25 protein-coding genes and 1 riboswitch are annotated in these 26,685 nt (G+C 60.4%); of the genes, 6 read left to right on the forward strand and 19 right to left on the reverse strand.

Annotated elements, in window-relative coordinates:
* The 8 genes from CF137_RS08600 to CF137_RS08635 all read right to left on the reverse strand — a co-directional run.
* Positions 1 to 446: BatD family protein (locus CF137_RS08600; RefSeq protein WP_139718729.1), on the reverse strand; the 446-nt coding region annotated here is incomplete at its 3' end.
* Complete coding sequence (locus CF137_RS08605) at positions 427 to 2,160, reverse strand: VWA domain-containing protein (protein ID WP_139718730.1); 1,734 nt, start codon at positions 2,158 to 2,160, stop codon at positions 427 to 429. The genes CF137_RS08605 and CF137_RS08600, both read right to left, overlap by 20 nt.
* Positions 2,157 to 3,200 carry a vWA domain-containing protein gene (locus CF137_RS08610; protein WP_139718732.1) on the reverse strand — a complete coding sequence of 348 codons (1,044 nt, stop codon included), beginning with the start codon at positions 3,198 to 3,200 and terminating at the stop codon, positions 2,157 to 2,159. Before CF137_RS08610 ends, CF137_RS08605 begins: the two co-directional genes overlap by 4 nt.
* Positions 3,193 to 3,714: a DUF4381 domain-containing protein gene (locus CF137_RS08615; RefSeq protein WP_101324454.1), complete on the reverse strand. Its 522-nt coding sequence runs from the start codon at positions 3,712 to 3,714 to the stop codon at positions 3,193 to 3,195. The genes CF137_RS08610 and CF137_RS08615 overlap by 8 nt, the downstream gene beginning before the upstream one ends.
* Positions 3,711 to 4,682 (reverse strand): DUF58 domain-containing protein, encoded by a 972-nt coding sequence (locus CF137_RS08620; protein ID WP_139718734.1) that lies wholly within the window; start codon positions 4,680 to 4,682, stop codon positions 3,711 to 3,713. Before CF137_RS08620 ends, CF137_RS08615 begins: the two co-directional genes overlap by 4 nt.
* A gap of 8 nt (positions 4,683 to 4,690) precedes the next feature.
* Positions 4,691 to 5,668, reverse strand: coding sequence for an AAA family ATPase (locus CF137_RS08625; RefSeq protein ID WP_101347429.1), 978 nt, complete (start codon positions 5,666 to 5,668; stop codon positions 4,691 to 4,693).
* Positions 5,669 to 5,811: 143 nt separating this feature from the next.
* Positions 5,812 to 7,350, reverse strand: coding sequence for an arylsulfatase (locus CF137_RS08630; protein WP_232790185.1), 1,539 nt, complete (start codon positions 7,348 to 7,350; stop codon positions 5,812 to 5,814).
* A gap of 430 nt (positions 7,351 to 7,780) precedes the next feature.
* Entirely contained in the window at positions 7,781 to 8,134 is a 354-nt protein-coding gene (locus tag CF137_RS08635) for a hypothetical protein (RefSeq protein ID WP_139718736.1), read from the reverse strand.
* Between the two features lie 68 nt (positions 8,135 to 8,202).
* Here CF137_RS08635 and CF137_RS08640 point away from each other — a divergent pair, with 68 nt between their 5' ends.
* Complete coding sequence (locus CF137_RS08640) at positions 8,203 to 8,520, forward strand: heavy metal-binding domain-containing protein (protein WP_042019164.1); 318 nt, start codon at positions 8,203 to 8,205, stop codon at positions 8,518 to 8,520.
* A 322-nt stretch (positions 8,521 to 8,842) separates the two neighbouring features.
* A complete protein-coding gene (locus tag CF137_RS08645; protein WP_139718738.1) occupies positions 8,843 to 9,445 on the forward strand; it encodes a hypothetical protein in 603 nt (200 codons plus the stop codon).
* 119 nt (positions 9,446 to 9,564) lie between these two features.
* On the opposite strand, the gene cysG is transcribed toward CF137_RS08645, so the two are convergent.
* The 5 genes from cysG to CF137_RS08670 all read right to left on the reverse strand — a co-directional run bounded on the left by cysG (position 9,565) and on the right by CF137_RS08670 (position 15,108).
* Positions 9,565 to 10,956 carry a siroheme synthase CysG gene (gene cysG, locus CF137_RS08650; RefSeq protein WP_139718740.1) on the reverse strand — a complete coding sequence of 464 codons (1,392 nt, stop codon included), beginning with the start codon at positions 10,954 to 10,956 and terminating at the stop codon, positions 9,565 to 9,567.
* A 196-nt stretch (positions 10,957 to 11,152) separates the two neighbouring features.
* Positions 11,153 to 12,163: a sulfite reductase subunit C gene (gene asrC, locus CF137_RS08655; protein ID WP_101347425.1), complete on the reverse strand. Its 1,011-nt coding sequence runs from the start codon at positions 12,161 to 12,163 to the stop codon at positions 11,153 to 11,155.
* Positions 12,164 to 12,174: 11 nt separating this feature from the next.
* Positions 12,175 to 13,014 (reverse strand): anaerobic sulfite reductase subunit AsrB, encoded by an 840-nt coding sequence (gene asrB / locus CF137_RS08660; RefSeq protein WP_139718741.1) that lies wholly within the window; start codon positions 13,012 to 13,014, stop codon positions 12,175 to 12,177.
* A gap of 1 nt (position 13,015) precedes the next feature.
* The gene (gene asrA, locus CF137_RS08665; RefSeq protein WP_139718743.1) at positions 13,016 to 14,074 is read right to left on the reverse strand and encodes an anaerobic sulfite reductase subunit AsrA; all 1,059 of its coding nucleotides are present in this window, start codon (positions 14,072 to 14,074) and stop codon (positions 13,016 to 13,018) included.
* A gap of 191 nt (positions 14,075 to 14,265) precedes the next feature.
* A complete protein-coding gene (locus CF137_RS08670; RefSeq protein ID WP_101324459.1) occupies positions 14,266 to 15,108 on the reverse strand; it encodes a patatin-like phospholipase family protein in 843 nt (280 codons plus the stop codon).
* A 266-nt stretch (positions 15,109 to 15,374) separates the two neighbouring features.
* Here CF137_RS08670 and CF137_RS08675 point away from each other — a divergent pair, with 266 nt between their 5' ends.
* Positions 15,375 to 16,391: a S66 family peptidase gene (locus CF137_RS08675; protein WP_139718744.1), complete on the forward strand. Its 1,017-nt coding sequence runs from the start codon at positions 15,375 to 15,377 to the stop codon at positions 16,389 to 16,391.
* A gap of 94 nt (positions 16,392 to 16,485) precedes the next feature.
* On the opposite strand, the gene CF137_RS08680 is transcribed toward CF137_RS08675, so the two are convergent.
* Entirely contained in the window at positions 16,486 to 18,741 is a 2,256-nt protein-coding gene (locus tag CF137_RS08680; protein ID WP_139718746.1) for an LTA synthase family protein, read from the reverse strand.
* Between the two features lie 255 nt (positions 18,742 to 18,996).
* Between CF137_RS08680 and CF137_RS08685 the strand changes: the two genes are divergently transcribed.
* Positions 18,997 to 20,082 (forward strand): protein kinase family protein, encoded by a 1,086-nt coding sequence (locus tag CF137_RS08685; protein ID WP_139718747.1) that lies wholly within the window; start codon positions 18,997 to 18,999, stop codon positions 20,080 to 20,082.
* A gap of 145 nt (positions 20,083 to 20,227) precedes the next feature.
* Here the strand turns inward: CF137_RS08685 and lysC are convergent, their stop codons facing one another.
* Both lysC and argA read right to left on the reverse strand, forming a co-directional pair.
* Positions 20,228 to 21,580 (reverse strand): lysine-sensitive aspartokinase 3, encoded by a 1,353-nt coding sequence (gene lysC, locus CF137_RS08690; RefSeq protein WP_139718749.1) that lies wholly within the window; start codon positions 21,578 to 21,580, stop codon positions 20,228 to 20,230.
* 90 nt (positions 21,581 to 21,670) lie between these two features.
* Positions 21,671 to 21,894: riboswitch (Lysine riboswitch) on the reverse strand.
* A 107-nt stretch (positions 21,895 to 22,001) separates the two neighbouring features.
* Positions 22,002 to 23,330 carry an amino-acid N-acetyltransferase gene (argA, locus tag CF137_RS08695; RefSeq protein ID WP_139718750.1) on the reverse strand — a complete coding sequence of 443 codons (1,329 nt, stop codon included), beginning with the start codon at positions 23,328 to 23,330 and terminating at the stop codon, positions 22,002 to 22,004.
* A gap of 270 nt (positions 23,331 to 23,600) precedes the next feature.
* Here argA and msrA point away from each other — a divergent pair, with 270 nt between their 5' ends.
* A complete protein-coding gene (gene msrA / locus CF137_RS08700) occupies positions 23,601 to 24,233 on the forward strand; it encodes a peptide-methionine (S)-S-oxide reductase MsrA (protein ID WP_101318783.1) in 633 nt (210 codons plus the stop codon).
* A 261-nt stretch (positions 24,234 to 24,494) separates the two neighbouring features.
* Here msrA and CF137_RS08705 read toward each other — a convergent pair whose 3' ends face one another.
* The 3 genes from CF137_RS08705 to CF137_RS08715 are packed head-to-tail and all read right to left on the reverse strand — an operon-like array spanning position 24,495 to position 25,744.
* A complete protein-coding gene (locus CF137_RS08705) occupies positions 24,495 to 24,830 on the reverse strand; it encodes a DUF3802 family protein (protein WP_042019186.1) in 336 nt (111 codons plus the stop codon).
* Between the two features lie 57 nt (positions 24,831 to 24,887).
* On the reverse strand, positions 24,888 to 25,364 hold the full coding sequence (locus CF137_RS08710; RefSeq protein ID WP_139718752.1) for a GNAT family N-acetyltransferase: 477 nt from the start codon (positions 25,362 to 25,364) through the stop codon (positions 24,888 to 24,890).
* Entirely contained in the window at positions 25,361 to 25,744 is a 384-nt protein-coding gene (locus CF137_RS08715) for an MmcQ/YjbR family DNA-binding protein (protein ID WP_139718753.1), read from the reverse strand. Before CF137_RS08715 ends, CF137_RS08710 begins: the two co-directional genes overlap by 4 nt.
* Positions 25,745 to 25,850: 106 nt before the next feature.
* Here CF137_RS08715 and CF137_RS08720 point away from each other — a divergent pair, with 106 nt between their 5' ends.
* The gene (locus CF137_RS08720; protein ID WP_139718755.1) at positions 25,851 to 26,642 is read left to right on the forward strand and encodes an alpha/beta fold hydrolase; all 792 of its coding nucleotides are present in this window, start codon (positions 25,851 to 25,853) and stop codon (positions 26,640 to 26,642) included.
* Positions 26,643 to 26,685: the final 43 nt, after the last annotated feature.

Genomic DNA, 26,685 nt, shown 5'->3' on the forward strand with positions numbered 1-26,685 from the left:
GTGAGGGTGATCTGCCGGGAGCCCCCTTCGGGGCGGGCAACCGTAGCGCGTACCGCAATGGCGGGGATCTCGAACTGGCCAGATTGCTGGGGATAGAGGCTCAACTCCCAGCGCTGGTGCGACCAGGTCTCCCCGTCCTGGCGCTGGGTGAAGTTGGTGGCCATGTCACTGCGCTGCTTGACCATCACCCCGGGCAGTTCGAACTGGCTGATGCGGGTACCGGCGGTAAACCAGCGGTTGGTGGCCAGTTCCAGATAGAGGGTGATCTGCTGGTTGACCGCATAAGGGCCATGTTCCGCTGGCTGATCTTTCAGCCAGCTTTTCAGGGTGATCTGGGTCGCAGGTTGCGGCTCTGCCCCCAGAGTAACCGGGGCCAGCAGCAGGGTGCTCAGCACTGTGGTCGTGGCGAGCAGCCAGCGGCAAATATTATTGCGCCTGTTGCACATGGGCAGGCTCCTCGGTGGTGGCTGCGGGATGAGGGCGTGATAGCGCCTGAGTCTGCCGCGTGTGTAACTGCAGGCGGAATTTGGCTTGCAGAAAATCAGCGGGGTCGGATTCGACCCGGCGCAGCCACTTTTCGGCCTGGGCCGGATTGGCCAGGATCTGGTCCGCGGTCAGGGTCTCGCGCTCCATCAGGGCGGCGGCAACTTTCTCCTCGGCCCCTTCGGCGGTGCGTGGTTCATTTTCGGGCAACTCACGGGAGTGATCAGGCCCGTCCGGTGTCCCGGTCTGGCTCTGGCTGGCGCGGTTGATCTCGTCGACGATCCCGCTCATCACCTTATAGTTTTGGGCGGCGGCGTGACGCACGGCCGGGTCTTGCGCATCGTCAGCCAGTTGCTGGAACAGCCGGCGGGCCGCCAGATACTCCCGTTGTCTGGCAAGGGCATTGCCCGCATAGAGCAGCGCCTGTTCGGTATCGGCTTGCAAAAAGGCCGACTGGGCCAGCGCAAATTCGGCGCCATAGTAGTAGGCCACCCCCTTGTAGAGGGGATCTTCATAGCGTTTGGCCGCTTCCAGATAGTCGCCGCGCTGGAAGTACCACTGCCCCTGCTGATCCGGGGTGAGCCAGAGATCGAGCCACTGCTGTTTCAGCTCCTCTACCCAGTGATTGGTCGCAGGCTCGGTGGGCTCTGCGGGGGCCAGCGAAAAGGTGGTGGCGTGCGCCGGTGCCGCTTGCAGCAGGGAGAGGCTGACTGCCGCCACCAGACCCCACTGCACCAGCCACCCTTTGCGAAACCACAGCAGCAACAGGGCAACAACCGGAAACAGCAAGTTGTAGCCGATGTCATGCCAGGGCATCAGGGAGTCGCTGTGGATCAAGAAGTGGCGAGCAATCGCCCGGTTGATGCTATCTACATCGTCATTATCCACCGTCATGGTGAGCAGGGTGGCGTTGCTGTCGCTCGCCAGTCGCCGTAGTGAGGCCAGCTCCAGCGGGCGTTTGCCACTGAGCGCCGGATCACCGGCCGCCAGGATCAACAGTTGATGGGATTGCGCTTTGAAATAGTCCGCCAGTGGGGCAATGGCCGACGGGCTGATGCCGTCACTGACCAGCAAGACGGTGCTGCCAGCTTCATCGGCCAGCTGCTCGCTGAGCAGCGGGATCACCTGCTCGGTGTGCTTGCCTGCTTTGGGCATGATCGCCGGGCTGATGGCTGCGAGAAACGGGGTGAACACCGTATTGTCGCGGGTCAACGGCATGGCGGTATGGGCTGAGCCGGCAAATACCACTAGACTGGTGCGCCCACCGCTGCGGGTAGCCAGCAGATCACCGATCTTCTGTTTGGCACGGGCCAGCCGGTTGGGGGCGATATCCTCTTCCAGCATGGAGTCGCTGTTATCGAGCAGGATCAGCAACGCGCCCTGATCTTCGCCAAAGGGGGAGGGCTCACGGCTCCAGGTCGGGCCGGCGCAGATCAGGATGGCCAACCCCATGATCAGTGCCAGCATCTTGAGGGGCAGGTTCTTTTTCCAGCCCTCTTCCCCCAGGGTCAAGGCCTTGCGCAGATGAGATGGCAGTCGCTGTTGCCAGTTTCTCGCGTCGTCCATGCGCCAGCGCAGCAGTATGATGGCGACAAGGGGGATAAAGGCAAGCAGCCAGCAGGGGCGCAGAAAGTGGGCATTTAACCAGAGCTGTTGCCAGAACAGGGTATCAATCATGGGGTGTCTCCTTGGCGAGCAGGGCGCAGGCGGTAGCGCCTGAGGGTCAACAGGGAAAAGAGACCGAGATAGAGGCCGACGCTGGCGGCAATCAGGTAGTGGTGCAGGCTTTCGCGGGTCTGAAAATGGGTGCTCTCGTAGCGTTGCGGTTCCAGGGTATCGATCACCTGATAGGCCTGCGCCAGCGCGGCCTGGTCGAGGGCTTGAAACAGCTGGCCGCCAGTCAGGGTTGCCAGTTGCTGCAGGGTATCGAGATCGAGTGCCTGTTCGCCAACGGTCGCCGGATCTCCCATGGCGATGGTGTGCAGCCGCACCCCGTTGACCGCGGCCACCCGGGCCGCATCGCGGGGGCTGACGAAACTGCCGGTGTCGTTGCCATCGGTGAGAATGATGGCGACCTTCTCCCGTTTGCTGGCCATCTGGGCATTTGGCTCATTGCGATCACTTTGGTTGAATACCTTGATAGCCAGCCCGATGGCATCCCCCAGATGGGTGCTCTGGCCCGCCATGGCCACATCGGTCTCTTGCAGCAGGGTCTGCCAGGTGTCGAGATCGGCGGTAAACGGTGCCTGAATAAAAGCGGCATCACCAAACAGGATGAGCCCCAGCCGATCACCTTGGCGCTTGGCGGCAAATTGGGTCAGTACCCCTTTGGCCGCCTCCAGCCGATTGATGGGCTTGCCGGGATCCGGTGAGAAGTCGGTTTCGGCCATGGAGCCGGAGAGATCCAGCACTATCATCACATCCCGCCCGAACCGCTCCCGTACCTGGGGCGGTCCATAGATGGTCGGTTTGGCCAGCGCCACTACCGCCATCAGCCAGACCAGCAGCAGCGCGATCCGTTGCCACCAGCTGGCGGTGAGCTGGGTTGCCCCCTCTTGCGGCGGTTCGTCCAGCAGGGAGACCAGCAGCTCGAAGAAGGGCACCTTGATGGCACTTTGCCGGGTGCGATAGGCCGGAATGAGGCGAAACACCAGCAAGGGCAGGGGTAGCAGCCAGAAGCAGTGGGGGTGGGCAAACTCGAGACCGGCATCAAGCATGACGAGCCTCCACCGTCAGCGCAGCGCTGGGGCATGGCGTTTGATGATGTTGCAGCCAGTCGCTGCACAGGGAGACCAGACAGAGCTGATCGCTGACACTCAGCACCACCTGATCACACACCAGCGACACCAGCCAGCGCTCACCCAGTTCGGTGGCGAAGCGGGTTTGGCGATCAGGCATGGCGCTGTCGAGGGTCTGCAGCAGGGGAGTGCCGAACAGCTTGGCGTAGCCGGGTGAGAGATGGGTCAACACCTCTTTGATGATGTGAAACAGCGTCAGGCTGGTGCCGGTATTGGACCAGTTGAGGGTGCGCAGGGCGGCCAGCGCCTCACGGCGGTAGCGCTGTTGCCACCACAGTTGCACCCTGTGATAGATCCAGAGCAACGCCAGTGACCCGAGGATCATGGCCAGCAGTACCCAGCCAGCGGTTTGGGGTTGCCAACTGATGGTTGGCAGGACAGTCACATCCTGCAGTTCACGCAGCATATAGGTGCCGGGCAACTTGTGGATCATCGGTGATTTCCTCCCAATGCGGTGGTGAGATGGGCGAGGTGGTGGCCACTGGTGTCGAGGGTGATCAGGGGCAATCCTTTGCTGGCCATCAGCCGCACCAACTGATCTTTTTTCAGCTGCTGCTGGCACGCCAGACCCTGATCCAGCAGGGGCAGTTGATGCGGGGCGATATTGAGCTGGTATTGACCATTGCCGACCACCCAGCTGGCGTCAGAGGCGGTGCCAGACAGGGTGGATTCGAGGGGATCGGCGATGTGCAGTGCCAGCACATCGTTATGCTGCTGCAAATAGCCGAGGCGGGTCAGATCGGCGTCGGTGACGCCCGCCCAGTCGCTCAAAAAGATCAAGGTGGCATTTTTGAGCTTGAGGCGGCCCAGCATGGCCAGCAGCGGCGCCAGTCCCGTTGCCTCGTGGTCGTGGCTGCTGACCGAGAGGGCATGGTTGGCGGCACAGAGCTGGCGCAAGCGGGCCAGCCAGTGGCCGCGAGAGCGCTGTCCGCGCATCCACTCCACGCCGTCACTGCGCATGATGGCAAGCCCGACCCGATCGTTCTCTTTAAGCACCTGCCAGCCAAGCAGGGCCGCCACTTCCGCGGCCACCACTGACTTCATCACCTCGACCGAGGAGAAGAACATGCTGCTGCGCTGATCAACGCAGAGGATCACATGGCGATCCTTCTCTTCGCTGTAGCTACGAACATGGGGTCGGCCGGTGCGCAGGGTCACCTTCCAGTCCAGGGTGCGAATATCGTCCCCTTGCTGGTAGTGACGCAGCTCCTCGAAGTTGAGACCACGGCCACGAAAACGGGATTGATGGCGACCACACAACACGCTGCCGCTGTTCAGTCGTGGCAGCAGGGAAAACTGCCCGACCAGACTCTGCAGCCGGACCAGTCGCAAGTAGTCACAGTGGATCCGTGGATCTGGCTGGGGGGGCGTTGCGCCATGGGGCAAGGTACGGTGATCCATAGGATGGCTTACCCGATGACAACGTGATCGAGCAGCGCCATCACCACCTGCTGGTGATCAACCCCGTCTGCCAGTGCGTCGTAACTGAGGGTAAAACGGTGGCCCAGCACGCTGGGCACCATGGCCCGCACATCATCCGGCAGCACATGGTTGCGGCCCTGCAGCCAGGCGTAGGCACGGGCGCATTTGTCGAGCGAGATAGAGGCGCGGGGGCTGGCACCGACCGCAATCCACTGGGGCAACCCTGTGCCTGGGTAACGGTCGGGATGGCGAGTGGCCATCACCAACCCGATGATGTAGTGCTCCACCAGCGGCGATACCGTCATGGCCGAGAGCTCTGCTCTGGCCTGCAAAATCAGCTCGGGGGAGAGGGGGGCGAAATGGTCGCCTTGCTGGCGGTTACCCCGCTCTTCGGCTCGCACCAGCCGAATGATGGCAAGCTCGGCTTCATCATCGGGATAGGCGACCGAGACCTTGAGGGCAAAACGGTCCATCTGGGCTTCTGGCAGCGGGTAGGTGCCCTCCTGCTCGACGGGGTTCTGGGTGGCCAACACCATAAAGAGCTCGGGCAGGCGATGGCTCTTGTCACCCACGGTGACCGTGCCTTCGGCCATGGCTTCCAGCAGAGCTGCTTGCACCTTGGCCGGGGCGCGGTTCACTTCATCGGCCAGTACAATGCTGTTAAAGATGGGGCCGGGCTGGAAACGCAGCTGGTGGGCACCCTCATGCTCCTGATACATCTCGGTGCCGGTCACATCGGAGGGGAGCAGATCGGGGGTGAACTGAATGCGGCCGAAGCTGGCATTGAGGGCTTGGGCCAGCGCCTTGACCGAGCGGGTTTTGGCGGTACCGGGCAAGCCTTCGAGGAGTACATGGCTATTGGTCAGCAGACCAATCACCAGGGCGCGGATCACATGGGACTGGCCGACCACGCTTTGACCAACCTGTTCGATGAGTTGAGAGATCTGTTGTTGCAAGGGGTTCATAGGGATTTCCAGTGCAGATAACGAGGCGATGAGAGATGTTTGACAGACGAGTCAACGGGTTTTCAATTTTCACAGGGTTCGGGACGAGCCATGTGGAAATTGAAAACGCCCACCAGAGAGTGATGGGCGTTGGAGTCACCGTCTTACTTGATGGTGGCGACTTTCTGCTTCAGTGCTTCCAGCTCGGCGAGCTTGCCCTGCAGCATCAGGCTCTGGGAGCTGATGTTGGCTGGGTTCATCTGGAAACTCTGCTGCATCGGGTAACCTGGCAGGGTATCGAAGAACCCTTTCAGGATGCCTTGTACCGGTACGAACAGCCACATGTTGTCAGCCATCCAACGCATGTACAGACCTGACTCGTGCGGTGCTTTCTCGAACGGGTCGGCGCGCAGGTTGATGATTTGCGGCCAGTTCGGGATCACGCGGGTGGCATCGGTGATGTTGCCCTGCATGGTCGCGAAGTTCAGCTTGAAATCATTCCAGCGCACGGCGTTCAGCTCGCCGTTGGCAGAGAAGTAGAGCATGGAGTTACGGGGTGCAGTGTCAGTTTTACCTGACAGGTACGGCATGAAGTTGTAGCCGTCCAGGTGTACACGCCACTCTTTGCCGTTAGCCTTGTAGCCTTTGGCCAGCTTCTCTTTCACATCCGGTACACCGGCGGCGGCCAGCAGAGTTGGCATCCAGTCCTGGTGCGCCATCATGGCGTTGACCTTGGTGCCCGGCTTGATCACGCCCGGCCAGCGAACCAGCTGAGGTACGCGAGTACCGCCTTCCCAAGTGGTGCCCTTCTCGCCGTAGAACGGAGTGGTACCGCCATCCGGCCAGCTGCCGGTCTCGGCGCCGTTGTCGGTGGTGTAGATAACGATGGTGTTGTTAGCGACACCCAGCTCGTCCAGCTTGTTGAGCAGGATACCTACGTGGTCATCGTGCTCCAGCATGCCATCGGCATAGATGCTGATGCCGGATTTGCCCTGATACTTCTCTTGCAGGCGAGTCCAGACGTGCATACGGGTGGCGTTGTGCCAGATGAAGAAAGGCTTCTTGGCCTTGACCGCTTTCTCCATAAAGGCCAGTGAGGATTCGAGGAACTCCTCGTCAGCATGCTCCATGCGCTTGCGGGTCATGGGGCCGGTATCTTCAATCTTGCCGTCGGCAGAAGACTTGATTACGCCGCGCGGGCCGAACTTCTTCTTGAACTCCGGATCTTTCGGGTAGTAGTAAGTTTCCGGCTCTTCTTCCGCGTTCAGGTGGTAGAGGTTACCGAAGAACTCGTCAAAGCCGTGCTTGGTCGGCAGATGCTGGTCACGGTCACCCAGGTGGTTCTTGCCGAACTGACCTGTCATGTAACCCTGCTCTTTGAGCAGATCACCAATGGTGGGAGTCCATTCTGGAATACCGTGGGTAGAGCCAGGCATGCCGATAGTCAGCAGGCCGGTACGGAAAGGCTCTTCACCGGTAATAAAGGCGGCACGACCGGCGGTACAGGATTGCTGACCGTAGTGATCGGTAAAGATCGCGCCTTCATTGGCGATACGTTCCAGGTTCGGGGTCTGGTAGCCCATCATGCCCTGGTTGTAGGCGCTGATGTTCCAGTAGCCGATGTCATCACCCATGATGGCAAGAATGTTGGGTTTGGCGGCTGCTGCGGCACTACCAGCAGTGGCCATTAATGCAAGGCTCATTGCTATTTTGTTTAAATGAATGGCCATTATTGGCTCCCACTCCTAATTTGATGTGATTTAGTACACAAAAATGCTGTATGAAAGCAGATAAATAATGTGCTGTTACCTTTATTCCGAATCAGCGCAGACACCGAAACAGACACCGAAATAGCAATTTACTGTGCATATATTGTTACGGCGGTGGGCTATCCCATCGGGGAATTACACACAATAAGCTTTCAACCGTTTTACTCTATGCAGTTCGGGGTAGGTTGTCGCCTTATAGCGAATATAACTGGTGGTTATCCGAGGGGCATTTTAGCCGCTAAAATCGTGGCTGGCAGCGCAAAATGGTGGTCTGGGCACCGTCAGTGCCCTGGTCATGGCGCAATGTTCACGGACAGTGGTTATGGCAAAGTGTTGGCTGATATTTATCCATCGCTGTGCATTATCAAACCTCAAAATAAGCGGCCTGTTTTCTTATAAATAGACCACCATTAAATATCTTGTGTTTGATAATTAAGTGAAGCTTCACGGTTGATGTGATTCGGTGCAAAAAATATCTTTCAGCCGGCCTGAAACAGGCATCCATCATATCGATGCCCGCTTTTATCTGAGAATGTTTCAGGTCGGGAAAGACCGTATCGGATAAGGACAATGGTGAGCCGCTGCGATTGCTTTTTAGCCTGTCACGAAACCCTTGCGCCGGTGGTATGAACTCAATGGTATGAGCCGCTGGAACTTGACCACGACCAGCGGCCATATGGTCAGGGTCTCGTGGCCGCCAGTGGTTGTCGATGGCCATGGTTGGCGGGTTGGGATTTGCCAACTGTTGCGGTAGTCTGAACGCTCTGTTACTCACAGGAGTTCAAGATGATCCTCTCGACCACCCCCACGCTGGAAGGCAAAACCATTCGTGAATATCGCGGCATAGTGGTAGGCGAAGCCATTCTCGGCGCCAATATCTTCAAGGATCTCTTTGCCGGGATCCGCGACATCATCGGTGGCCGCTCCGGCGCCTACGAAAAAGAGCTGGCCCGTGCCCGCGAGATCGCCTTTGACGAGTTGAAAGAGCGTGCCGCCGCCCTCGGTGCTACTGCGGTGGTTGGCATCGATATCGACTACGAGGTAGTGGGGCAAAACGGCAGCATGCTGATGGTCAGTATCAGCGGCACCGCTGTGGTGGTCTGATATCCTGCCGCCAGCGGTACGGGCCAAAGCCGATAACCGGGTTATCGGCTTTTTTGCTGCCAAGCTGCGGGCAAAGAGGTGCGGCCGGGTCGTTGAAAAAATGCCATCAGTGATGGTAACGCCATGATTTTAAGCATTTATATTTTTTCATAACTCAATGGCGCGGTTTTTATTTTTTTTAACTGGGTCACCCTGAACCGCTGGACTAGATTAGGTGCCATCAGGACGACAGCTCTCACGGATGAACCCCACTTTGTTTGAGCCACTATGTTTGAACCACTATTATCTGGCTTGAACCACCATTTTTTGAAGGCGTATCAAGATGCACAAAAAATCTGCTCTGTTGACTGTTATCACCCTGGCCATCGCCGCTTATGCCGGTAGTGCCGCCGCGGCCGTTCCCAACTTTACCGCCAGCTGCCCGATGAATATTCAGGTCAAGTCGCAAGGGGGCAGTGTCTTTATCAATGGCAAGAAGGCCACCCTGAAAACCGATGCGCCGACCGCCTATAGTGCCCAGAGCGGCAAGATCATGATCGGCATTACCTCTGCATCCGCCGACAGCGAACCCAGCGTTGATTACGCCATCAAGCATGACAAGCGGGCCAACGGCATCTGTACGGTAAGCGCTTGGTCGGCGGGCAAGGAGGTTGCGCTGCCGATGGCCAAGGGGGACTCTCCCTATCAGGGCAAGTGGACCGCCAAAAATAGCGAGACCGGTGCCACCGTGGCCAATATTCAGATCGATGGCAAGGAGCAGGTGTGGGTCAACGGCGTCAAGGTGAAAGCCAAGCGCACCGACGGCGCCCTGCAATTTCGTCAGGGCACCATCCTCTACACCTTGCAGGGGGACCCGCGTATTCGTAATGAGAGCGACTGGAACGACAGCGATGCCCAGAACACCGGCCCCATCACGTTGGAGTAACGGGCGCGCGGTTTAACGCGTATCTTGCTGATGAAAAAAGCAGACACCGCTTGCCCGGTGTCTGCTTTTTGTCTCTGGAGGGCCAAGGGATTAGCCCGCCCCTTGGCGCGACGGCCGGATCAGACCCCGATGATGGTATTGGCCTCCCCATACCAATCCAGCTTGTCGGCCAGGGTCACCACTGAGCCGATGATGATCAGGCTCGGGCTCCTGACTCGCCGGGCCAGTTCGGCAAGCTGCTGCAGCTCGCCGCGCACCACCCGCTGGCTGAGCCGGGTGCCTTGCTCCACCAGTGCCACCGGGGTGTGGTCGGGCATGCCGTGGGTTTGCAGTGCATCCTGAATGCGGTCGGCATGGGCCAACCCCATGTAGAACACCAGGGTCTGGCGTGGGGCGGCCAGCGCCGACCACTCCTGGGCGATATTGCCCTCCTTGTCATGGCCGGTGATGAACTGCACCCGCTGGGCGTGATCGCGGTGGGTGAGGGGAATGCCGCTGTAGGCGGCGCAGCCCGAGGCCGCGGTGATGCCCGGTACCACCGAGAAGGGGATGCCTGCCTCGGCCAGGGTCTCCAGCTCCTCACCGCCCCGGCCAAAGATAAAGGGATCACCCCCCTTGAGCCTGACCACTTGTTTGCCGAGGCAGGCCTGCTCCAGCAACAGCTGGTTGATCGCCTGCTGGGGCACGCAGTGGCGGCCCGCCTCCTTGCCAACGAAGATCCGCTCGGCATCGCGGCGGATCAGCGCCAGCACCTCCTCCGAGACCAGTCGGTCATAGACCACCACATCGGCCTGTTGCAACTGCTGTAGGCCACTCAAGGTGAGCAGCCCGGCATCACCGGGGCCTGCGCCGACCAGGGTGACGCTGCCGTGACTTTGCTGTGGTTCCTCCAGCAGCTTGTTGACGCTCTGCTCGGCGGCCTGCTGCTGGCCACGGGCCAGTTGGCGGGCGAGGCGATCGTGGCGGAACAGCCGCTCCCATAAGTGGCGGCGGGCCAGCTTGTCCGGAATGAGTTTGACCCGCTCGCGCAGCTTGCCCGCCAGGGTAGCGAGCTGGCCGAGGTGTTGCGGCAGCATGGCTTCGATTTTCTCCCGCAACTGGCGGCTAAGTACCGGCGCCGAGCCGGCGCTGGAGATGGCCACCATCAGCGGTGAGCGGTCGATGATGGCGGGCATGATGGCACTGCAGTGGGCCGGGGAGTCCACCACATTGCAGAAGATCTGGCGCAGGCTCGCCTCGCTGAAAACCTGATGATTGACCTCTGGCTTGTTGGTGGCGGCGATCACCAGCCACTTGCCATCGAGCAGTTCGGGGTGAAAATCGGCGGCGCAGACGGTCAGGCGACCTTGCTCGGCCCAGCTCATCAGCTGGGGTTCAAGGTGCGGGGCATTGATGGTGATCTTCGCCTTGGCATCGAGCAGCAGGCGCGCCTTGCGCACCGCCACCTCACCGCCGCCGACGATAAGCACCGGCTTGTTTTGCAGCTGACAGAAGAGAGGGAGAAAGTCCATAACAGGCTCCGGATGCTGGCCCGCTCGCAATGCCGCGCCGGGCGAGATAGCAGGGCGCGCCGTGGCGCACCCTGGATGGTTGGGGGAAAGGCCCCCCAACGGGAATAAAAAAGGGGACGCGTGATCTACGCCCGGGCCAACGACAGATCCCCACCGGTGTCGGCCACTTGATCACGCTTCCCCAAACGAGGTTTGTCTATTGCACCGCTTTGACGTGCATGTTGGCGACGTACTGATCTTCGGCCCAGAAGATGCGGTCAGCGACCATGGCTTCCGGGTTGAGGGTGACGCCGCGCAGCACCCGCTCCTTGAACTTGTGATAACCGGCCCGGTCGATAAGGTGACCCATGTGCAGGTAGATGGGTTTGCCATCCAGCATCTCGGCCTCGAACTCGAACAGGTTCTTGATCACCGCATGCAGCACCTCTTCGGTGACCCAGTTGAGGAACAGCTTGCCGGTACGGGGGGTCTTCTTGCTGGTGCGTCCCCCCAGCTTGACCATATAGAGCTGCTTGGGATCCCGCTGCCAGGCCATGGTCGGGCAAGCCAGCACGCATTCGCCACAGCCGATGCACTTGCTCTCCTCCTTGACCGCTTTGCCATGTTTGATGGCGAGGCAATCCACCGCGTGGTGGCTGCACGCCTTGACGCAGGCGCCGCAGCCGATGCAGCGTTCGGCATTGAAGTTGATCTTGGCAATGCCGAGGATGCCGAAGTCGGCCATGTTGGCCTTGGCGCAGTCGTTGGGGCAGCCAGCGATCACCATCTTGAGGTGATAGGGGTTGGGGTAGAGGTGCTTCTCCATCCGCTGGGCCAGACCGGTACAGTCGATATTGCCCTTCTGGCAGATGGTGTTGCCCTGACAGGCGACGATGTTGCGCCCGCCGATAGTCTGGTAACCGGCAGTGGTGTCCGCCACCTCGATGCCGCAGGTCTCCACCTCGATCTCCTTGATAAAGGGTTCGAGGGCGGCGTTGACCTTGTCCATGTCCTGATACTTGATGCCGGGCATCGCCAGCTTCTGGCGGGTGGTGAGGTGGATCAAGCCGTTGCCGTACTGTTCGGCGATCTGCTGGGCCACCGCTAGCAGGTGGGCGGGCATGATCCCGCCGGGAATGCGTACGCTGATCATCGCCTCACCGCGCACCTTGGAGAGGCGGTATTCGTTCTTGGCGCGGGCCTTGATGATGTCGATATCGAGACTCATGGTGTTCTCCCTCAGTCGATCAGATGCTGGGCCTGGTCAAAACGAAAGACCGGTCCATCCACGCAGATATAGGTGTCGCCCATCCGGCAGTGGCCACACTTGCCCACGGCGCAGGCCATGCGGCGTTCGTAGTCGACCCAGATACGCTCCTTGGGGATGCCCCGCTCGAGGAAGGCGAGCACCACGAAACGGATCATGATGGGGGGGCCGACCACGATCACCTGGATATCCTCTTTGTCTGCGAGATCCAGCTGGTCGATGTAGTCGGTGACCCGACCGATGCGAAACTGATCGCTCTCCTTGCCCTCGTCCAGGGTGACGATGAGGTTCTGCTGCTCGGCCCACAGCGGCATCTCGTGGCGATAGAGCACCGCCTGCTCGTTCTTGAAGCCGAGGATCATGTCGAGGGATTTCACCTGTTCCGGGTGTTTGCTGAAGCGGCGCAGCAGCCCCTTGACCGGCGCGACACCGGTACCGCCCGCCACCACGATGAGATGCTGGTCGCGGTAGGTCTCCAGCGGGTAGCCGTTGCCGTGAACGCCGCGCATCCACACCTTGTCGCCCACATCGAGGGCAAACAGCGCATCGGTCACTTTGCCGACTTTGCGGATCAGCAGATCCACATAACCATCGCCATAGTCGGAGACCGAGATGGGCGCTTCGCCGACGGTGGGCAGGGAGATCTCCACAAACTGGCCGTAGTGGACATCAAAGTCGCGGGAGACCCGAAAGTTCCACTCCAGCTCGGTGTGGCGCTCGATCGCCAGAATGGTGTAGGCCTTGGGCAGCAGGCGGTTTTCGACCGCTTCCTGCTGCTGTTCTGCTGTTGCGGTTTGTTGGCACTGGCACATATCAGTTCGCCCCCTGCGCGTTGTCGGCTGCGATGGTCTGTTCGACCACATCGGTCATCTTGTTGATGATGTTGCTAAAGGAGATGTAGTGAGGGCAGCGATCGTCGCAGCGGCCACAGCCGACGCACATGTGCTCCTCCCCCTGACGGGCCTTGTAGTCGTTGACCTTGTGCAAGGCGCGATAGCGCAGGCGCTCGCCATGCTTGGCACGAAAACCGTGGCCACCGGCCATGTCGCTGAAGCCATCCACCATGCAGCTGGCCCACTGGCGACGACGCTCACCCTGCTTGGGATTCTCCGCATAGGTGAGGTCGTGCACGCTGTAGCAGCTGCAGGTCGGGCAGGAGGTGGTGCAGCGGCCGCAGCCGATGCAGCGGCTGTCGTACTCGGCCCAGACCGGATGGGCGGTGAGGATCTGGCGGATCCGCTGGGGGTCGTCACAGACGCTGTCCGGGGTGCGCACCTTGACCGGGTTGCTCTGGACAAATTCCGGGGTGAACTCGTCTTGCTCACCGAGCTCGGCAAAGTAGCCGAGCAGCTCGGGATCCTTCACATCTATACGGGCACCCTCATCGCTCAGGCGAATGGCGGCGGCGTAGTCCTGGGTCTCATTGCTGCCCATGGAGACGCAGAAGCAGTTCTCGAAGCTCTCGCGGCACTCCAGCAGCACCAACTTGAGCTTGCTGCGCAGTCTGGCGTAGTAGACGTCGCTGTTCTGGCCGTTGTTCAGGTAGACCTGATCCAGCCTGCGCAGAGCGTGGATATCGCAGCTGCGCAAGAACAGCAGGGTGGGTTTGGCCTCCACCTTGGATTCACGCAGCTCCAGATTGTCGAAGTGGAACAGGGTCTGGGTGATGGGGAGCACCACCTCTTTCGGGGAGAAGTGGGACTTCTCCTGCCACACCAGATCGGCCGGATGACGGATGCTGTGGTAGGTGACGTTGTCGGTGTCGGAGAAGCGACCGCCCCGATATTCGGCCGCGGGCGCCATGATCCGGTAATCGGGCAACAGCCGCTCGAACAGCTGCGCCAGCGCGGGATGGGTGAGAAGAAACGACATAAATAAACACCTTGTATGAGGGTGAGATGCCCTGGCATAGGGATGAGGAGCGGGCTGGTCAGGTGTCTGGCACCGGTGCTGGCCGCGCTTGCCTCGCCACGGTCTGTTTTTATGACTCATGTTGCTCAACTGACCCGATTGTTATTGTGTTGGCGGCGCGTGCGTCGCGGCAGGTCGGGTCATGCCTGTCATCAATTGAGCAGGGCGGCCTGATAGCCTGCGCACTTGCCCATCACGTATCCCATCTCCAGCTTGTTGATATCGCGGGTGAAACGGGAAACGGGGAAGTAGTCGGCCGGGGCGATCACCTCGATCTGGCAGTCATCCGGCGGATTGGCGATAAAATCGAGCGCCTCGTTGTAGCTGCGATCCCGCTGCTCCAGTGCATGGGCCAGTGCGGGGCGGGTCTTGAGCAGGGTGCGGATCATCCAGGGGAACGGCATCGGCTTGAGCCGGTAGCCGAGCGGCTCGGAGAGGATCACCGTCAGGTGACGAGCACCGCGGCGGTAGGCTTCGATCACCGGGATGGAATCAGCGACACCGCCATCTGTCATCGGCACCCCGTGCACCTCCGGGTATTCGCGGGAGGCGAGGGGAATGGCGCAGCTGGCGGGCAGCACCTCGTTCATGTTTTCCGGCTTGACCCGGATGTACTCCGCCTTGCCGGTCAGGGTATTGGTCACCACCGCATAGAAGGGGATGGCGGTCTCGCGATAGGTATGGATATCGAGGGGGTATTTGCGGCAACTGGTATTCCACAGCCAGTGGATATCCACCAGATTGCCCCCCTTGGCAAAGCGCAGGGGGTCCATGAACTCCTGAGCGCAGGCCAGTTGGGTCAGGATGTCGTGGCTGCGACCATGCTGGCTGGCAAGGTAGGCCAGCAAGTTGGTGGCCCCCGCCGAGACGCCGATGGCAAAGTCAAAGGGGCGATAGTCATGCTCAATAAACGCATCCAGCACGCCGCTGGCAAATATGCCGCGCATGGCGCCGCCTTCTACAACCAATGCGCTGGGGGATGCGGTTTTGTTCATGACAGGCACCTCATAAGTGAGAGAGAAAAGATAAGTGGGAGAAAAAACGTCCGGGCTGCCAGGCCGACCGTTTTGATAGCCAACCGGGGTTGGCCATCGCAATGAGGTCATTCTAAGAAGGTGATGGTGTTTAGAATATCTGTTAATAATGAATAAAGCGTTTTGTATTTCTAAACGCTAATGATAAAACTCGTTGTGATAAAAGGGGTTATGTAGGAGTCTCAAAGATTCTGTGATGGCTGGATATTGGCAAGGATGAGTGTGTCATGACGTTATTGGTTCCCCCGCTGCTCAAACGTGGCGATACCATCGCTTTTTTCTCCCCCTCCAGTGCGGCGACCGGCTGGGCCCCCAACCGCTTTGCCCGTGCCAGGGCGTTTCTGGAAGGGCAGGGCTTCCGGCTCAAGGCGGGCAGCCTCACTGGCCAGCAGGATCACTGGCGCTCCGGCTCCATTGCTGCGCGGGCCGAAGAGCTCAACGCCCTCATTCGCGACCCACAAGTGCGCTGCATCATGTCGGTGATTGGCGGCAGCAACTCCAACTCCCTGCTGCCGTACCTCGATGTTGATGCGCTGAGGCGTGATCCCAAGATCATCGTCGGCTACTCCGATGTGACGGCGCTGCTGCTCGGCATCCATGCCCAAACTGGCCTGGTTACCTTCTATGGCCCGGCGCTGGTGGCTTCTTTCGGTGAGCTGCCACCGCTGGTGGACGAGACGCTGGCCAGTTTTTTACAGATTGCATTGGCTGGTGAAGTGGAGCTGCCTCATCGGCTACCCACCCCGGTGCAGTGGACTGATGAGCGGCTGGATTGGGAAAACCAGACTCGCGCCAAGCTCTGCCAGCCCAATCGGCTGATATCGGTCGGCTCTGGCCGGGTAGAGGGGCGGCTGATTGGCGGCAACCTCAACACCATGGCGGGGATCTGGGGCTCGCCCTATATGCCGCCCATCGAACGTGGCGACATTTTGCTGCTGGAGGACAGCCTGAAATCTGCCGAGACGGTGGAGCGATCCTTTGCCCATCTCAAGCTGTGCGGGGTGTTTGATCGGATCGGCGGCCTTATTCTCGGCAAGCACGAGCTGTTTAACGATCAGGGCAGTGGCAAGCGACCGCTTGATATCCTGCTGGAGGTGGTGGGGGAGCCGGATTTCCCCATTCTGGCGGAGTTTGATTGCGCCCATACCCACCCCATGCTGACGTTGCCACTGGGGATTGAGGTGGCGCTCGATCTCGACCGCCAGCAACTCATCTTGCTGGAGCCCTGGTGGCAAGGCGGGTGAGCGCGCAACTGATGTGAACAAACATGAAGGTCAAAAAATGGCTGTCAAAAAACAAGGCCGCTGATGCGGCCTTGTCTGTTTTTGTGGGGAGGGATCAGGGCAGGGCATCGGGCTGGAAGCTGGCACGGATCTGCGGCACCAGGCTTGAAGGGTCGAATCCCTTCTCTTCCCCCAGTACCGGATGGAGCAGGGGCTTCTCTTCGATGGGGGTGATATCCCCCGCCAGCAGCTGGCGGGTGGCCTGACCCATCTGGTAGAGCTGGCGCACTGGCGCAAACTGGGTCGCCAGATTGAGGGGATCATCGGCGCGGGCAAAGGCCATCATGGGGATCTGGTAGGTGGCATCCCGCGCCGGTTTGTCACCGTGAATGCCCTTGCTGGCGGACATCAAAAACGGCTGGTGATCGCCAAAAGCCACCACCAGATAGCGTTTGCCCGACTGGTCTAGGGTTTTGAGCAACCGCTCCAGCGAGGCCATGGCATCCACCACCCCGGTGTAGTAGGTGTTGAGCAGCTGGGTGTCGCTCTCGCTCTGGTTCGGGCAGGCGCCGCTGCGCTCCTGCCCCTGATAGCGAGGGCCATCGAAGGGGCCGTGCCCCTGCATGGTGACCGCGTAGGCAAACAGCGGCTTGTCATCCTGATCGCTGCGCTTGAGCAGGTGGTCGATCAGCGCGTCGTCGGAGATATAGAGCCCCTTGTGCTCAAGGGTGGTGAAGCGGGTATCGAACCAGCGCTCCTGGTAGCCGAGCGCCGGGATCGCCTTGGCGCGGCCCCAGAATTTTTCCACATAAGGGTGGGCGAACAGGGTCTGGTAGCCGCTCTGTCTGGCGCTCTGGGCCAGCCCCGGCACCTGCTCCGAGAGGTAGTAGTAGGGCACCACCCCCTGCTTGAGCAAGCCCACCGGCAGGCCGGTGTTCATCTCGAACTCCGCCAGCACCGTCATGCCGCCGGTGGTGGGGGAGTGGATGGTCTTGTGCCACTGCTGCACGCTGGTGGGCAGGGAGAGGGTGGGGGCCGGCGCGCAGATCCTCCCCTGCCAGTCCAGCCAGAGCGACTCATATTGCAGCACGATCACCAGATCCCAGCGCGGCGCAATGCCTTGGGGCGGGTGGCTCAGCTGCGGGGTCAGCTCGTTGATCTGCAAGGGGTAGCGAAACACGCTGCCGCTTTGCAGCATCTCGTCCACCAGATTGAACAGATAGAGGCCGGGGCCGGAGCGGATGATGTCCCTGTGGTAGTTGACCGCGCGATCCACGTAGCGAATGTTGGCCCCCAGCAGCTTGTTGCCGGTCTGGGTGGCAAAGACGCACAGCGCAAAGAAGGCGACGGTGGCAGCGGCGGTGCGCAATACCCAGCGTGACAGGGCAAAGCGCCAGCAGAGAAACAGTGCCAGCAAAACGGTGAAGATGGGCAGGATGGGGTGCTGTTCGAGCAGGATCCGCAGCAGCGCCAGCAGGTTGCCAAAATCATCCCCGCCGAGCGGCACGCCGTAGATGGCGATCTTCATAAAGTTGGCCAGCAACCCGATGCCGGAAAGCGCGGTAAAGACCAGCCCCATATAGAGGTTGAAGCCCGCCAGCGCGCAGAGGCTCCAGCCCAGCACCATGCTGCCCCAGGCGAGGTAGTAGTGCTCCGGCCGAAAACCTGACCAGAGCAGAAACTCCCCCAGCTTGAACACCACGAAGCCGTGCAGCAGCACGAAGGTGAGGTTGCCGAGCAGCAGGCTGCCGATGATCCGCCAGCGCAGGCTGCGGCGCAGCTTTGGCAGCACCGTTTTGAGCACGGCGGCGCTCAGGGCCAGCACCAGAGTCAGGCTCACCACCAGATAGGTGAGGTTGAAGCCCTGCTCCGGCAGGGTTTGCAGGATCTGGCTGAAATCGCCGCTCTCGGGGCGATCTTTGAGCAGCAGGCCAATACGCAGTTGATAGCGGCTATCCAGCGCATCGTCCGGGGCACGCAGGGTGCTGTTGAGATCCAGGGTGCAGCGGTTGTTACGGCACACCTGACGTTTATCCACCCCCTGACTGAGCTGATCGATCCGCTCGCCCTTGTCGTTGAGCAGCTCCACCCGCACCTTGTCCCCCGCTTGCAGCGGCCCCCGCAACTGCCACTGGCTGCGCACCACCAGATAGAGGCCACGGCTGTCGCTTTTATAGAGCAGGGCGTGGCGGCTGAGGGTGGCCAGCGGATTGTCGGCAGGCCCCAACACCAGCGGTTGGGCGCGGCCCAGCCAGCTGCCGGGATTGACCAGCGGCAACAGCAGGGTCAGCAGCAGCAATCCGCCTAGCAGAGCGAGTACCACAGAGGGCAGACTCAGGACCGGTTGGCGGCCTGAGGAGGGACGATTCATATAAGCTCATCCTTTGAGCGAGTGAGGGAGAGATCGTTCATCCGTATAGGTTTTGACCCGATGGTGCGGGCCTTGTTCCAGCTTGTCAATTTAATGACCGTTTAATGAATATTTGGTTACTGTTCAACCCTGCAAATTGTGATCCCGATCGAGGGGTTGCACGGAATATGTGATGAAAGCGTCATCATGGGGTTTTGCCGCTGGCCTGGGAGGGGAGCGCTGTTTAGTCTCTCAATAGCGACAGGAGGTACATGTATGAATCCTAAAGTGATGGCGCGTCAGGCCAGATTGCTGCGCATGCTGGAGAGCAAGGAAGAGATCCGGATCGGACGCGAGCGTGACTGCCCGCTGCCGCTGGCCCAGCTGGTCAAACTGAAGGATACCCATCCGGCGGTGGTCAAGGTCTATCGCCACGGTCTCACCGCCGAGGTGTTTCACCTCAAGGTGGAGGGGCATCACTGGTGCCTCAAGCGGCGCCGTCAGGCTTCGCTGGTGGCCAACCTCGATGGCAAGACTGCCTTCCTGACCGAGCTGGAGCGGCGGCGCGAAATCGAGGCGCTGCGTGAGCTGCATCCCACCATCCTCTCCCATGTGGTCTGCACCAGCTTTGGCTCTGCTCGTGCCGGGGTGCTGGTCTCCCCCTGGCTGCGGGGCGTGCCGGTCCATCAGCTCAACGAGCGCAATCTGGCCCAGATGCTGGAGGTGCAGGGGGAGCTGGCTCGCTGGGGCTGGTTTGACTGGGACCCGAGCCCGGGCAACCTGCTCGACGACGGCGAACAGATCAGCGTGTTCGATTTTGGCTATATGTGGACCTTCGATCCCCGCCTTGAATACAACTCCAACGGCCTGGTCGATCCGCAGTTTCATGTGCCGGAGCGGCTGGAGACCCGCACTCTGTCAGGGCTCTGGCTCGACGAGGCCGATCCCTTGCCGCAGTTTCGCTACTGGCGCGAGCTTTGTCTTCAGTGGGTCAAGCGCGAGATCCATCACCTTACCCGTGAAGGGGCCAGTGCGCCGGTGCTGGCCAGACTGCATACCTTGCAGGGCGAGTGGAGTGCCGCGCTGGCGAGCGACCAGGCGCTGGTTGCCAACTGGTGGCGGGACATGTATCGCAGTCACCGGCTCGATGTGGCGGACGATCTGAGTGGCAAGAGCTGTGGCCCGCTGACCCTGCGCCGCCTCGACTGGCTATTGCAGGCGGTGACGGATCACTATCTGCTGCTGGTGGATAATCTCTCACCTCAAGAAACTGAGCTGGGTCAGACCGGACTGCGGGCCCGCTTGCAGCAGCTGCGCCGCGAAGCCGTGGCCTGCCAGCTGCCTGCCACGTCTCTCGCTTGAGTTGCACGGTTCAATACAGGGTGCAATAACAGATCTGGCTAAAAACCGGGTCTGCCAATAAACAGGGCGCCTTTTGCTGGTTTAGTAAAAGGCGCCCTGTTTTATGCCGCTCTGCGACCCTTATCTGGTCAGCTTGCTCAAGTGGTTAGTCCAGCAGCTCCTGATGGAGGCGGTTGACGATATTGCCCGCCTCACCCTCCTTGACCAGGAAGCAGAGGTTATGGGCGCTGGCGCCGTAGCAGATCATCCGGATGTTGTGCTCGCGCAGGGCGTCAAAGACCTGACTGCCCACCCCGTTCACCTCGCTCATCCGGTTTCCAATCAGCGCCACCAGTGCCAGACCGGTCTCCACCTCCACCTTGCAGAGTTGTCCCAGCTCGGCCAGTACCTTGTCGCTCAGGATCGGCTCGCCGTTGCTCTGGCTGCCGGTGTGATCCAGCGTCAGCGACACGCTCACCTCCGAGGTGGTGATGAGATCCACCGAGATGCGGTGACGGGCCAGAATGCCGAACACTTCGGCCAAAAAGCCGTAGGCGTGGAACATGTTGAGGCTGTGCAGGGTCACCAGCACCTGCTGGCGGCGCAAGGCGACGGCGCGAAACAGCGGGCTTGAATCTGTGCTGGCGCGGATCCAGGTACCACCGGCGGCGGGGTCTTTGGCGGAGCCGACAAACACCGGAATATTCTGGCGCACTGCCGGTTGCAGGGTGGCGGGGTGCAGCACCTTGGCGCCGAAGGTGGCCATCTCGGCCGCCTCGACAAAACTGATTTCGGGGATGGGGCGGGCACGGGCCACCAGGCGAGGATCCGTGGTGTAGATGCCGGGCACGTCGGTCCAGATCTCGATACTGGCGGCATCGAGCGCTTCGGCGAGCAGCGCCGCGCTGTAGTCAGAGCCGCCGCGGCCGAGCGTGGTGGTGCGGCCATCGCTGTCGGCGCCTATAAAGCCCTGTGTAATGATGAGGCTGTCGCCAAGCTGCGGGCCCAGGGTCTGCTGGCAGAGGGTGCGGGTAGTGGCCAGATCGACGGTGGCCTTGCCAAAGCGGCTGTCGGTGCGCATCAGTTGGCGCACATCCTGCCAGTGGGCCTTGACGCCACGCTGGCGCAGCAACTCGGTAAAGAGGCGGGTAGACATCAGCTCGCCGCAGGCGATGAGGCGATCCGCCAGCTCCGCATCGGTATGCTGGTGGGCTTGTTGGGCCATCAGGCGGATCTCGTCCAGCTGGCCATGAATGAGGGCGCTCACATCGCCGGGGTTGCCGAGGTCCGCCAGAATGGCCTGCTGGATCCCGGCCAGTTGGGCCAGCTGCTCGTCGCGGCCCGCTTCGTCCAGCTCCCCTTGTGCCAGCGCCACCAGCAGGTTGGTGACACCGGCGCTGGCGCTCAGCACCACCACCCGGGTGGCGGGATTGGCCAGCACGATATCGGCGCAGTTATTCATGGCCGCGGCGTTGGCGACACTGGTTCCGCCAAACTTGGCGACATTGATCGGGCTCATTGCTTACTCCTGTCTTAATTTAAGATTCCGGTTCCATCGGGCAAAAAAGAGAGGAGGAGGCTGAAAATGGCAGGAATGAACGAAGCTATCCCGGCCAGAAGCACTCCACCTGCAGAGCCCATCCCGTACCGCCCCTGACAGGGCGCGGTGGGGGATGATCACTACCGATGACAACCCGGGGGATTCAGCCCCCGCAGCCGACGTTGAGGTCACCAGTCTCCTCACTCGTCTCGGCGCTGCTCCCCATGACCCAAGTTCACCGGACGCTGGCGTCCTCCCTCGGGCTGCCTGGGCAGCGCTCCTCTTCTGGCTCCACCATGGCGGTGGAGTGCATTTAGAAATACCTTGCGTTGGATTGCACTGTCAATCGAGTTTGTGAAAAAGTTCAAATTGTCAGCTAACTCAACACAGAATCAACGGCTTAGACAATGGTCTTTGACAAAACCTTGGAGCGACGCTGCCAGTTGTAGAGGCATTGGCGCGCCACCGGCAGATCTTCCACTTCCAGCGGATCGAAGCCCCGCTCCCGGAACCAGTGGATGGAGCGGGTAGTGAGCACAAACAAGCGGCGAATGCCGAGTCGCTTGGCCCGCTCGGCCACCTTGGCCACCAGCTGATCCCCCCGGTTGGAGTTGCGATAATCGGGGTGGATGGCGACGCAGGCCATCTCCGCCATTGCCTCTTCCATAAAGCAGTAGAGCGCCGCGCAGCCGATGATCAGGCCATCGCGATCTATGATGGTGAACTTGTCGATCTCCATCTCCAGCTGCTCGCGGGAGCGGCGCACCAGAATCCCTTCCTCCTCCAGCGGGCGAATGAGATCCAGAATGCCGCCGATATCCTCGATGGTGGCGGCGCGGGCCTGCTCGGCACTTTCTCGCACGATCTGGGTGCCGAGGCCGTCGCGGCTGAACAGCTCCTGCAGCATGGCGCCATCATCCTGATAGCTCACCAGATGGGAGCGGGGCACGCCGCCGCGGCAGGAGGCAATGGCGGCGCGCAGATAGCGGGCGGTGCCGGACATCTCTTCTCCCGCCTGCTCCAACTCCACCAGCAGCTCTTCGGCCTGCTCGGGGAAGAGCTCGGAGATGGCTTCGCCGCGTCTGTCCATCACCCCCTGGGTGCTGCTGAAGCAGATCAGTTTGTCCGCTTTGAGATCGACCGCCACCCGGCGGGCCACCTCTTCCGAGCTGAGGTTGAAGCTCTCGCCGGTGACCGAGCAGCCGATGGGGGAGATCAGCACCAGACTCTTCTGATCGAGCTGGCGGGTGATCCCCTCCACATCGATGCGGCGCACCCGGCCGCTGTGGCAAAAGTCGATGCCATCATCCACCCCCAGTGGCTGGGCGGTGACGAAGTTACCACTCACCACGCTGATCCGTGCCCCCTGCATCGGAGTGTTGGCCAGCCCCATGGAGAGCTGGGCGGTGATGTCGTATTGCAGGCCGCCACACACCTGTTTGATGATGGCGAAGCTATCACCATCGGTAACGCGAGTGCGTCTGTGGTACTGAGCCTCGATGCCTGCATGGGCCAGCGCCTCGTCATTTTGCGGCCGTGAACCAAACACCAGTACCAGACGTATGCCCAGTGTCTGCAGCAGGGCGATATCGCTGACGATATTGGCAAAATTGGGGTGGCTGATGGCTTCTCCCCCCATCATCAGCACAAACGTGGCACCCCGATGCACATTGACATAGGGGGTGGATTGCCGAAAGGCATTGACCAGACTGGGTTCGCGTTCACGCACTTGATATTTCTTCCATAAAAAAACAGCGATTGGCTCAATATATGAAAATTAATTCACAAATCAAGACTAAATATTGATTTTGGCTGTTTCTGGTCTACCAGAGGCGGCTTGGCCGTGCGGATCGGGAAAGGGGGTAGGGAGGCGCAGATGGCATGATGGGGCGAGCGGGGAGGGGGCCCGCCGGTTGATCCGCCGCGATAAACTGCTATCTTCGATGCTCCTTTTCGTCAGCTGTGTGATTTCACAGGGTTTTATACAAGGACAGGATTCATGGAACAGATTATTTCACCGGCAGATGCCCTGCCGGGACGACGCGAAGTGATGGTGATTGGTCAGCAACATGGGGTGAACGGCAACCCGACCCAGGGCCCCTGGCCGGAGGGGATGGCGGTGGCCTGGTTTGGCATGGGCTGTTTCTGGGGTGTGGAGCGCCTGTTCTGGCAGCAACCGGGGGTCTACTCCACCGCGGCCGGTTATCAGGGCGGCGTCACCCAGAATCCCAGCTACAAAGAGGTGTGCAGCGGGCTGACCGGCCATGCCGAGACGGTGCAGGTGGTGTTTGACCCGGCTGTTATCAGCTACGGCGATCTGCTGAGACTGTTCTGGGAGCAGCACGATCCGGCGCAGGGGATGCGGCAGGGGGGCGATGTGGGCACCCAGTACCGCTCGGTGATCTTCTTCGATGACGAGAGCCAGCAGATCATCGCCCAGCAGAGCATGGCGGCCTATCAACAGGCGATGATGGCGAGCGGCGACAGCCGTGCCATTACCACCCGTATTTTGCCGCTGGCGCCCTTCTATTACGCCGAGGATTACCATCAGCAATATCTGGCGAAGAACCCGGACGGATACTGCGGATTGGGTGGCATTGGCGTCTGTTTGCCGCCAAGCCTGAACCGCTGAACCACGCTGTAGGGATTTTCTTAAAAAAAGTGAAAATAAATGATGTCTGGCGGGAACTTATTGCTACTGGGCAGGACTAACTAGTTAGCGTCCAGGGATCGGATGCAAAGTCCAGACACATTTCTTGCCTTGATAACCACCCAATGAATGAACGCATGGGGGGATTGAAAGTGATAGCAAGCAGGGCTGCCCACCAAGGCGGCCCTTTTCATATCTGCGTGTTTTAAAACCTTGCGTTGGACGGGAGAACCGGGCGGCAGATCAGGCGATCGCGCTGTCAAAGAGGTTCTTGATAAGGTCGATAAACTCGATGAGGAAGGCTTTTTGTTCCGGGGTCGGGGCGCGCAGCCAGACGGCGGAGAGCACCTCTTCCAGATCGGCGACCACGGCGTCGGCCTCCTGCATGATGGCAAAACGCACCTTGGGATCGATCTGCGGGTTTTGCTCGCAAATGGCCATCAGGTTGCTGGCAACACGGCCACTGACCAGATCTTCGATGGTCTCTTCACCGTTGCTCTGCTGTTGGGATTCAAACAATCCCAGACTCTCCACCAGATACTCGATCAGCGAGATATAGCCTTCACTTTCTACCACCATGGTTGCTGCCTCAATACAGTAACAATACGAAAATTAAGCGTATTTTAGTGACTTGACCTAGCTTGGCAAGCAGCAGTGCAGGCGATGGCGCGTAAAACTGACTCCGCCCCGCTCCACGCACTCCAGCCCGGTCAACACAAAGCCATGTCGTAAAAATAGCTCATAACTGAAGGCGCTGGCCTCGGTGGTGATGCGCTGCAGGCCCCGCGCCCGGGCGCCTGCCAACGCCGTGGTGAGCAGCAGATTGCCCAACCCCTGCCGCTGATAGTCGGCGCCCACATAGAGCAAGCTGAGGTGGCCATCCGCACTCAGGGTGACGAAACCCAGCGGCACATTTCCAAGCTCCGCCACCCAGCCGTGGTGCTCGCGCAACTGGCTGACAAAGCCGGGATGGCGCGCGCCGAGGGCCCACTGCGCCACCTGTTCGGCGCTGTAGTGCTCGGGGCCGCTGCGCCGCACCGCCTGCTCGAACAGGGTAACGAGGGCGGGGATATGTGGCTCGCTGAGCGGGACAATACGCAGTGCTGGGGTCATGGGGCCTTACCGTCAGTGGGGTGGAGGGGGCGCGGCGCCTGCGGCCGTTTGGCTTTGGGCAGACCCGCGACAACCCGGTCATAGGAGTGGTGCACCCAGCCTTGCCAGAGATCGGCCGGCAGTGCATCGCTTAAGGTCACCGTATTCCAGTGCTGCTTGTTCATATGCCAGCCTGGTTTGACCTCGGGGTGGATCTCGCGCAGCAGCAGGGCCAGTTCGGGCTCACATTTGAGGTTGATGGTGAGCGGATCGGCCTGCCAATCCACCAGCGCGAACATCTTGCCCGCGATGCGGTAGACCAGGATCTCCGGGCCAAACGGGGTATCTTCCTGCGTGCCAGGCAGGGTGAGCAGAAAGGTCCTCACACTCGTCAACTCCATCTTCACGCTCCTTGCCGGTTACCATGTAAACGTATTTTTTTGCTGAAATTATCTGCTAAGATGCGCGCCTACTATACCCCAATGCCGTCGATGAGGGAGTCGCAAGATGCTGTATCACAAGACCTTTGAGCTTGGCCCCGAACGGGATTGGGTAGTGTTTGTCCACGGTGCCGGTGGCAGCTCCTCCATCTGGTTCAAACAGCTGCGCGCCTATCGTGAACACTTCAACGTACTGCTACTGGACTTGCGCGGCCATGGCCAGTCCCACCAGCTGCAACAGGTGGTCAAGGGCCACTACAGCTTTCGGGAAGTGACCGAAGATATCGTGCGGCTGCTTGATCACCTCAATATCCGCCGCGCCCACTTTGTCGGCATCTCCCTTGGCACCATCCTTATTCGCCATCTGGCCGAGCTCTGCCCGGAGCGGGTCAAGAGCATGGTATTGGGGGGCGCCATCCTGCGGCTCGATATCCGCTCGCGGGTGCTGGTACAGCTGGGCCGACTCGGCCAGCATATCCTGCCTTATATGTGGCTCTACCGGCTGTTTGCCTTCATCATCATGCCGCGCCAGCGCCATCAGGAGTCGCGCAACCTGTTTGTGCGCGAGGCCCGCAAGCTGTGCCAGAAAGAGTTCAAACGCTGGTTCCGCCTCGCCACCGAGGTCAACCCGCTGATGCGCTACTTCCGCGAACGCTCCCTGCCCATTCCCACCCTCTATGTGATGGGGGAGGAGGATCATATGTTTCTGGCGCCGGTACGCGAACAGGTGGCCCGCGATGCCAGCTCCTCGCTGGCGGTGATCGAACAGTGCGGCCATGTCTGTAATGTGGAGCAGCCGGAGCAGTTTAATCGCCGCACCTTGGCATTTATTCAATCGCTGGGAGGGGGGAGGAAATAATCCTTTGCCTCAATCCCGACTCAAACAAAGCGGGGGCATATAT

The organism is Aeromonas sobria, assembly GCF_006243315.1.
In the GTDB taxonomy this organism is placed as follows: Bacteria; Pseudomonadota; Gammaproteobacteria; order Enterobacterales; family Aeromonadaceae; genus Aeromonas; species Aeromonas sobria_A.

Bases quoted from the DNA above. Each gene is read 5' to 3' on its own strand.
- CF137_RS08710 (WP_139718752.1), bottom strand. From the start codon at position 25,364: ATGACCCCAGCACTGCGTATTGTCCCGCTCAGCGAGCCACATATCCCC.
- CF137_RS08670 (WP_101324459.1), bottom strand. From the start codon at position 15,108: ATGAACAAAACCGCATCCCCCAGCGCATTGGTTGTAGAAGGCGGCGCC.
- CF137_RS08610 (WP_139718732.1), bottom strand. From the start codon at position 3,200: ATGCTTGATGCCGGTCTCGAGTTTGCCCACCCCCACTGCTTCTGGCTG.
- CF137_RS08685 (WP_139718747.1), top strand. From the start codon at position 18,997: ATGAATCCTAAAGTGATGGCGCGTCAGGCCAGATTGCTGCGCATGCTG.
- CF137_RS08680 (WP_139718746.1), bottom strand. From the start codon at position 18,741: ATGAATCGTCCCTCCTCAGGCCGCCAACCGGTCCTGAGTCTGCCCTCT.
- CF137_RS08720 (WP_139718755.1), top strand. From the start codon at position 25,851: ATGCTGTATCACAAGACCTTTGAGCTTGGCCCCGAACGGGATTGGGTA.
- CF137_RS08620 (WP_139718734.1), bottom strand. From the start codon at position 4,682: ATGGATCACCGTACCTTGCCCCATGGCGCAACGCCCCCCCAGCCAGAT.
- CF137_RS08705 (WP_042019186.1), bottom strand. From the start codon at position 24,830: ATGGTGGTAGAAAGTGAAGGCTATATCTCGCTGATCGAGTATCTGGTG.
- CF137_RS08605 (WP_139718730.1), bottom strand. From the start codon at position 2,160: ATGATTGATACCCTGTTCTGGCAACAGCTCTGGTTAAATGCCCACTTT.
- CF137_RS08630 (WP_232790185.1), bottom strand. From the start codon at position 7,350: ATGAGCCTTGCATTAATGGCCACTGCTGGTAGTGCCGCAGCAGCCGCC.
- CF137_RS08645 (WP_139718738.1), top strand. From the start codon at position 8,843: ATGCACAAAAAATCTGCTCTGTTGACTGTTATCACCCTGGCCATCGCC.
- asrB (WP_139718741.1), bottom strand. From the start codon at position 13,014: ATGTGCCAGTGCCAACAAACCGCAACAGCAGAACAGCAGCAGGAAGCG.
- lysC (WP_139718749.1), bottom strand. From the start codon at position 21,580: ATGAGCCCGATCAATGTCGCCAAGTTTGGCGGAACCAGTGTCGCCAAC.
- CF137_RS08625 (WP_101347429.1), bottom strand. From the start codon at position 5,668: ATGAACCCCTTGCAACAACAGATCTCTCAACTCATCGAACAGGTTGGT.
- msrA (WP_101318783.1), top strand. From the start codon at position 23,601: ATGGAACAGATTATTTCACCGGCAGATGCCCTGCCGGGACGACGCGAA.
- CF137_RS08640 (WP_042019164.1), top strand. From the start codon at position 8,203: ATGATCCTCTCGACCACCCCCACGCTGGAAGGCAAAACCATTCGTGAA.
- CF137_RS08615 (WP_101324454.1), bottom strand. From the start codon at position 3,714: ATGATCCACAAGTTGCCCGGCACCTATATGCTGCGTGAACTGCAGGAT.
- cysG (WP_139718740.1), bottom strand. From the start codon at position 10,956: ATGGACTTTCTCCCTCTCTTCTGTCAGCTGCAAAACAAGCCGGTGCTT.
- CF137_RS08675 (WP_139718744.1), top strand. From the start codon at position 15,375: ATGACGTTATTGGTTCCCCCGCTGCTCAAACGTGGCGATACCATCGCT.
- CF137_RS08715 (WP_139718753.1), bottom strand. From the start codon at position 25,744: ATGGAGTTGACGAGTGTGAGGACCTTTCTGCTCACCCTGCCTGGCACG.
- asrC (WP_101347425.1), bottom strand. From the start codon at position 12,163: ATGAGTCTCGATATCGACATCATCAAGGCCCGCGCCAAGAACGAATAC.
- CF137_RS08635 (WP_139718736.1), bottom strand. From the start codon at position 8,134: ATGGCCATCGACAACCACTGGCGGCCACGAGACCCTGACCATATGGCC.
- asrA (WP_139718743.1), bottom strand. From the start codon at position 14,074: ATGTCGTTTCTTCTCACCCATCCCGCGCTGGCGCAGCTGTTCGAGCGG.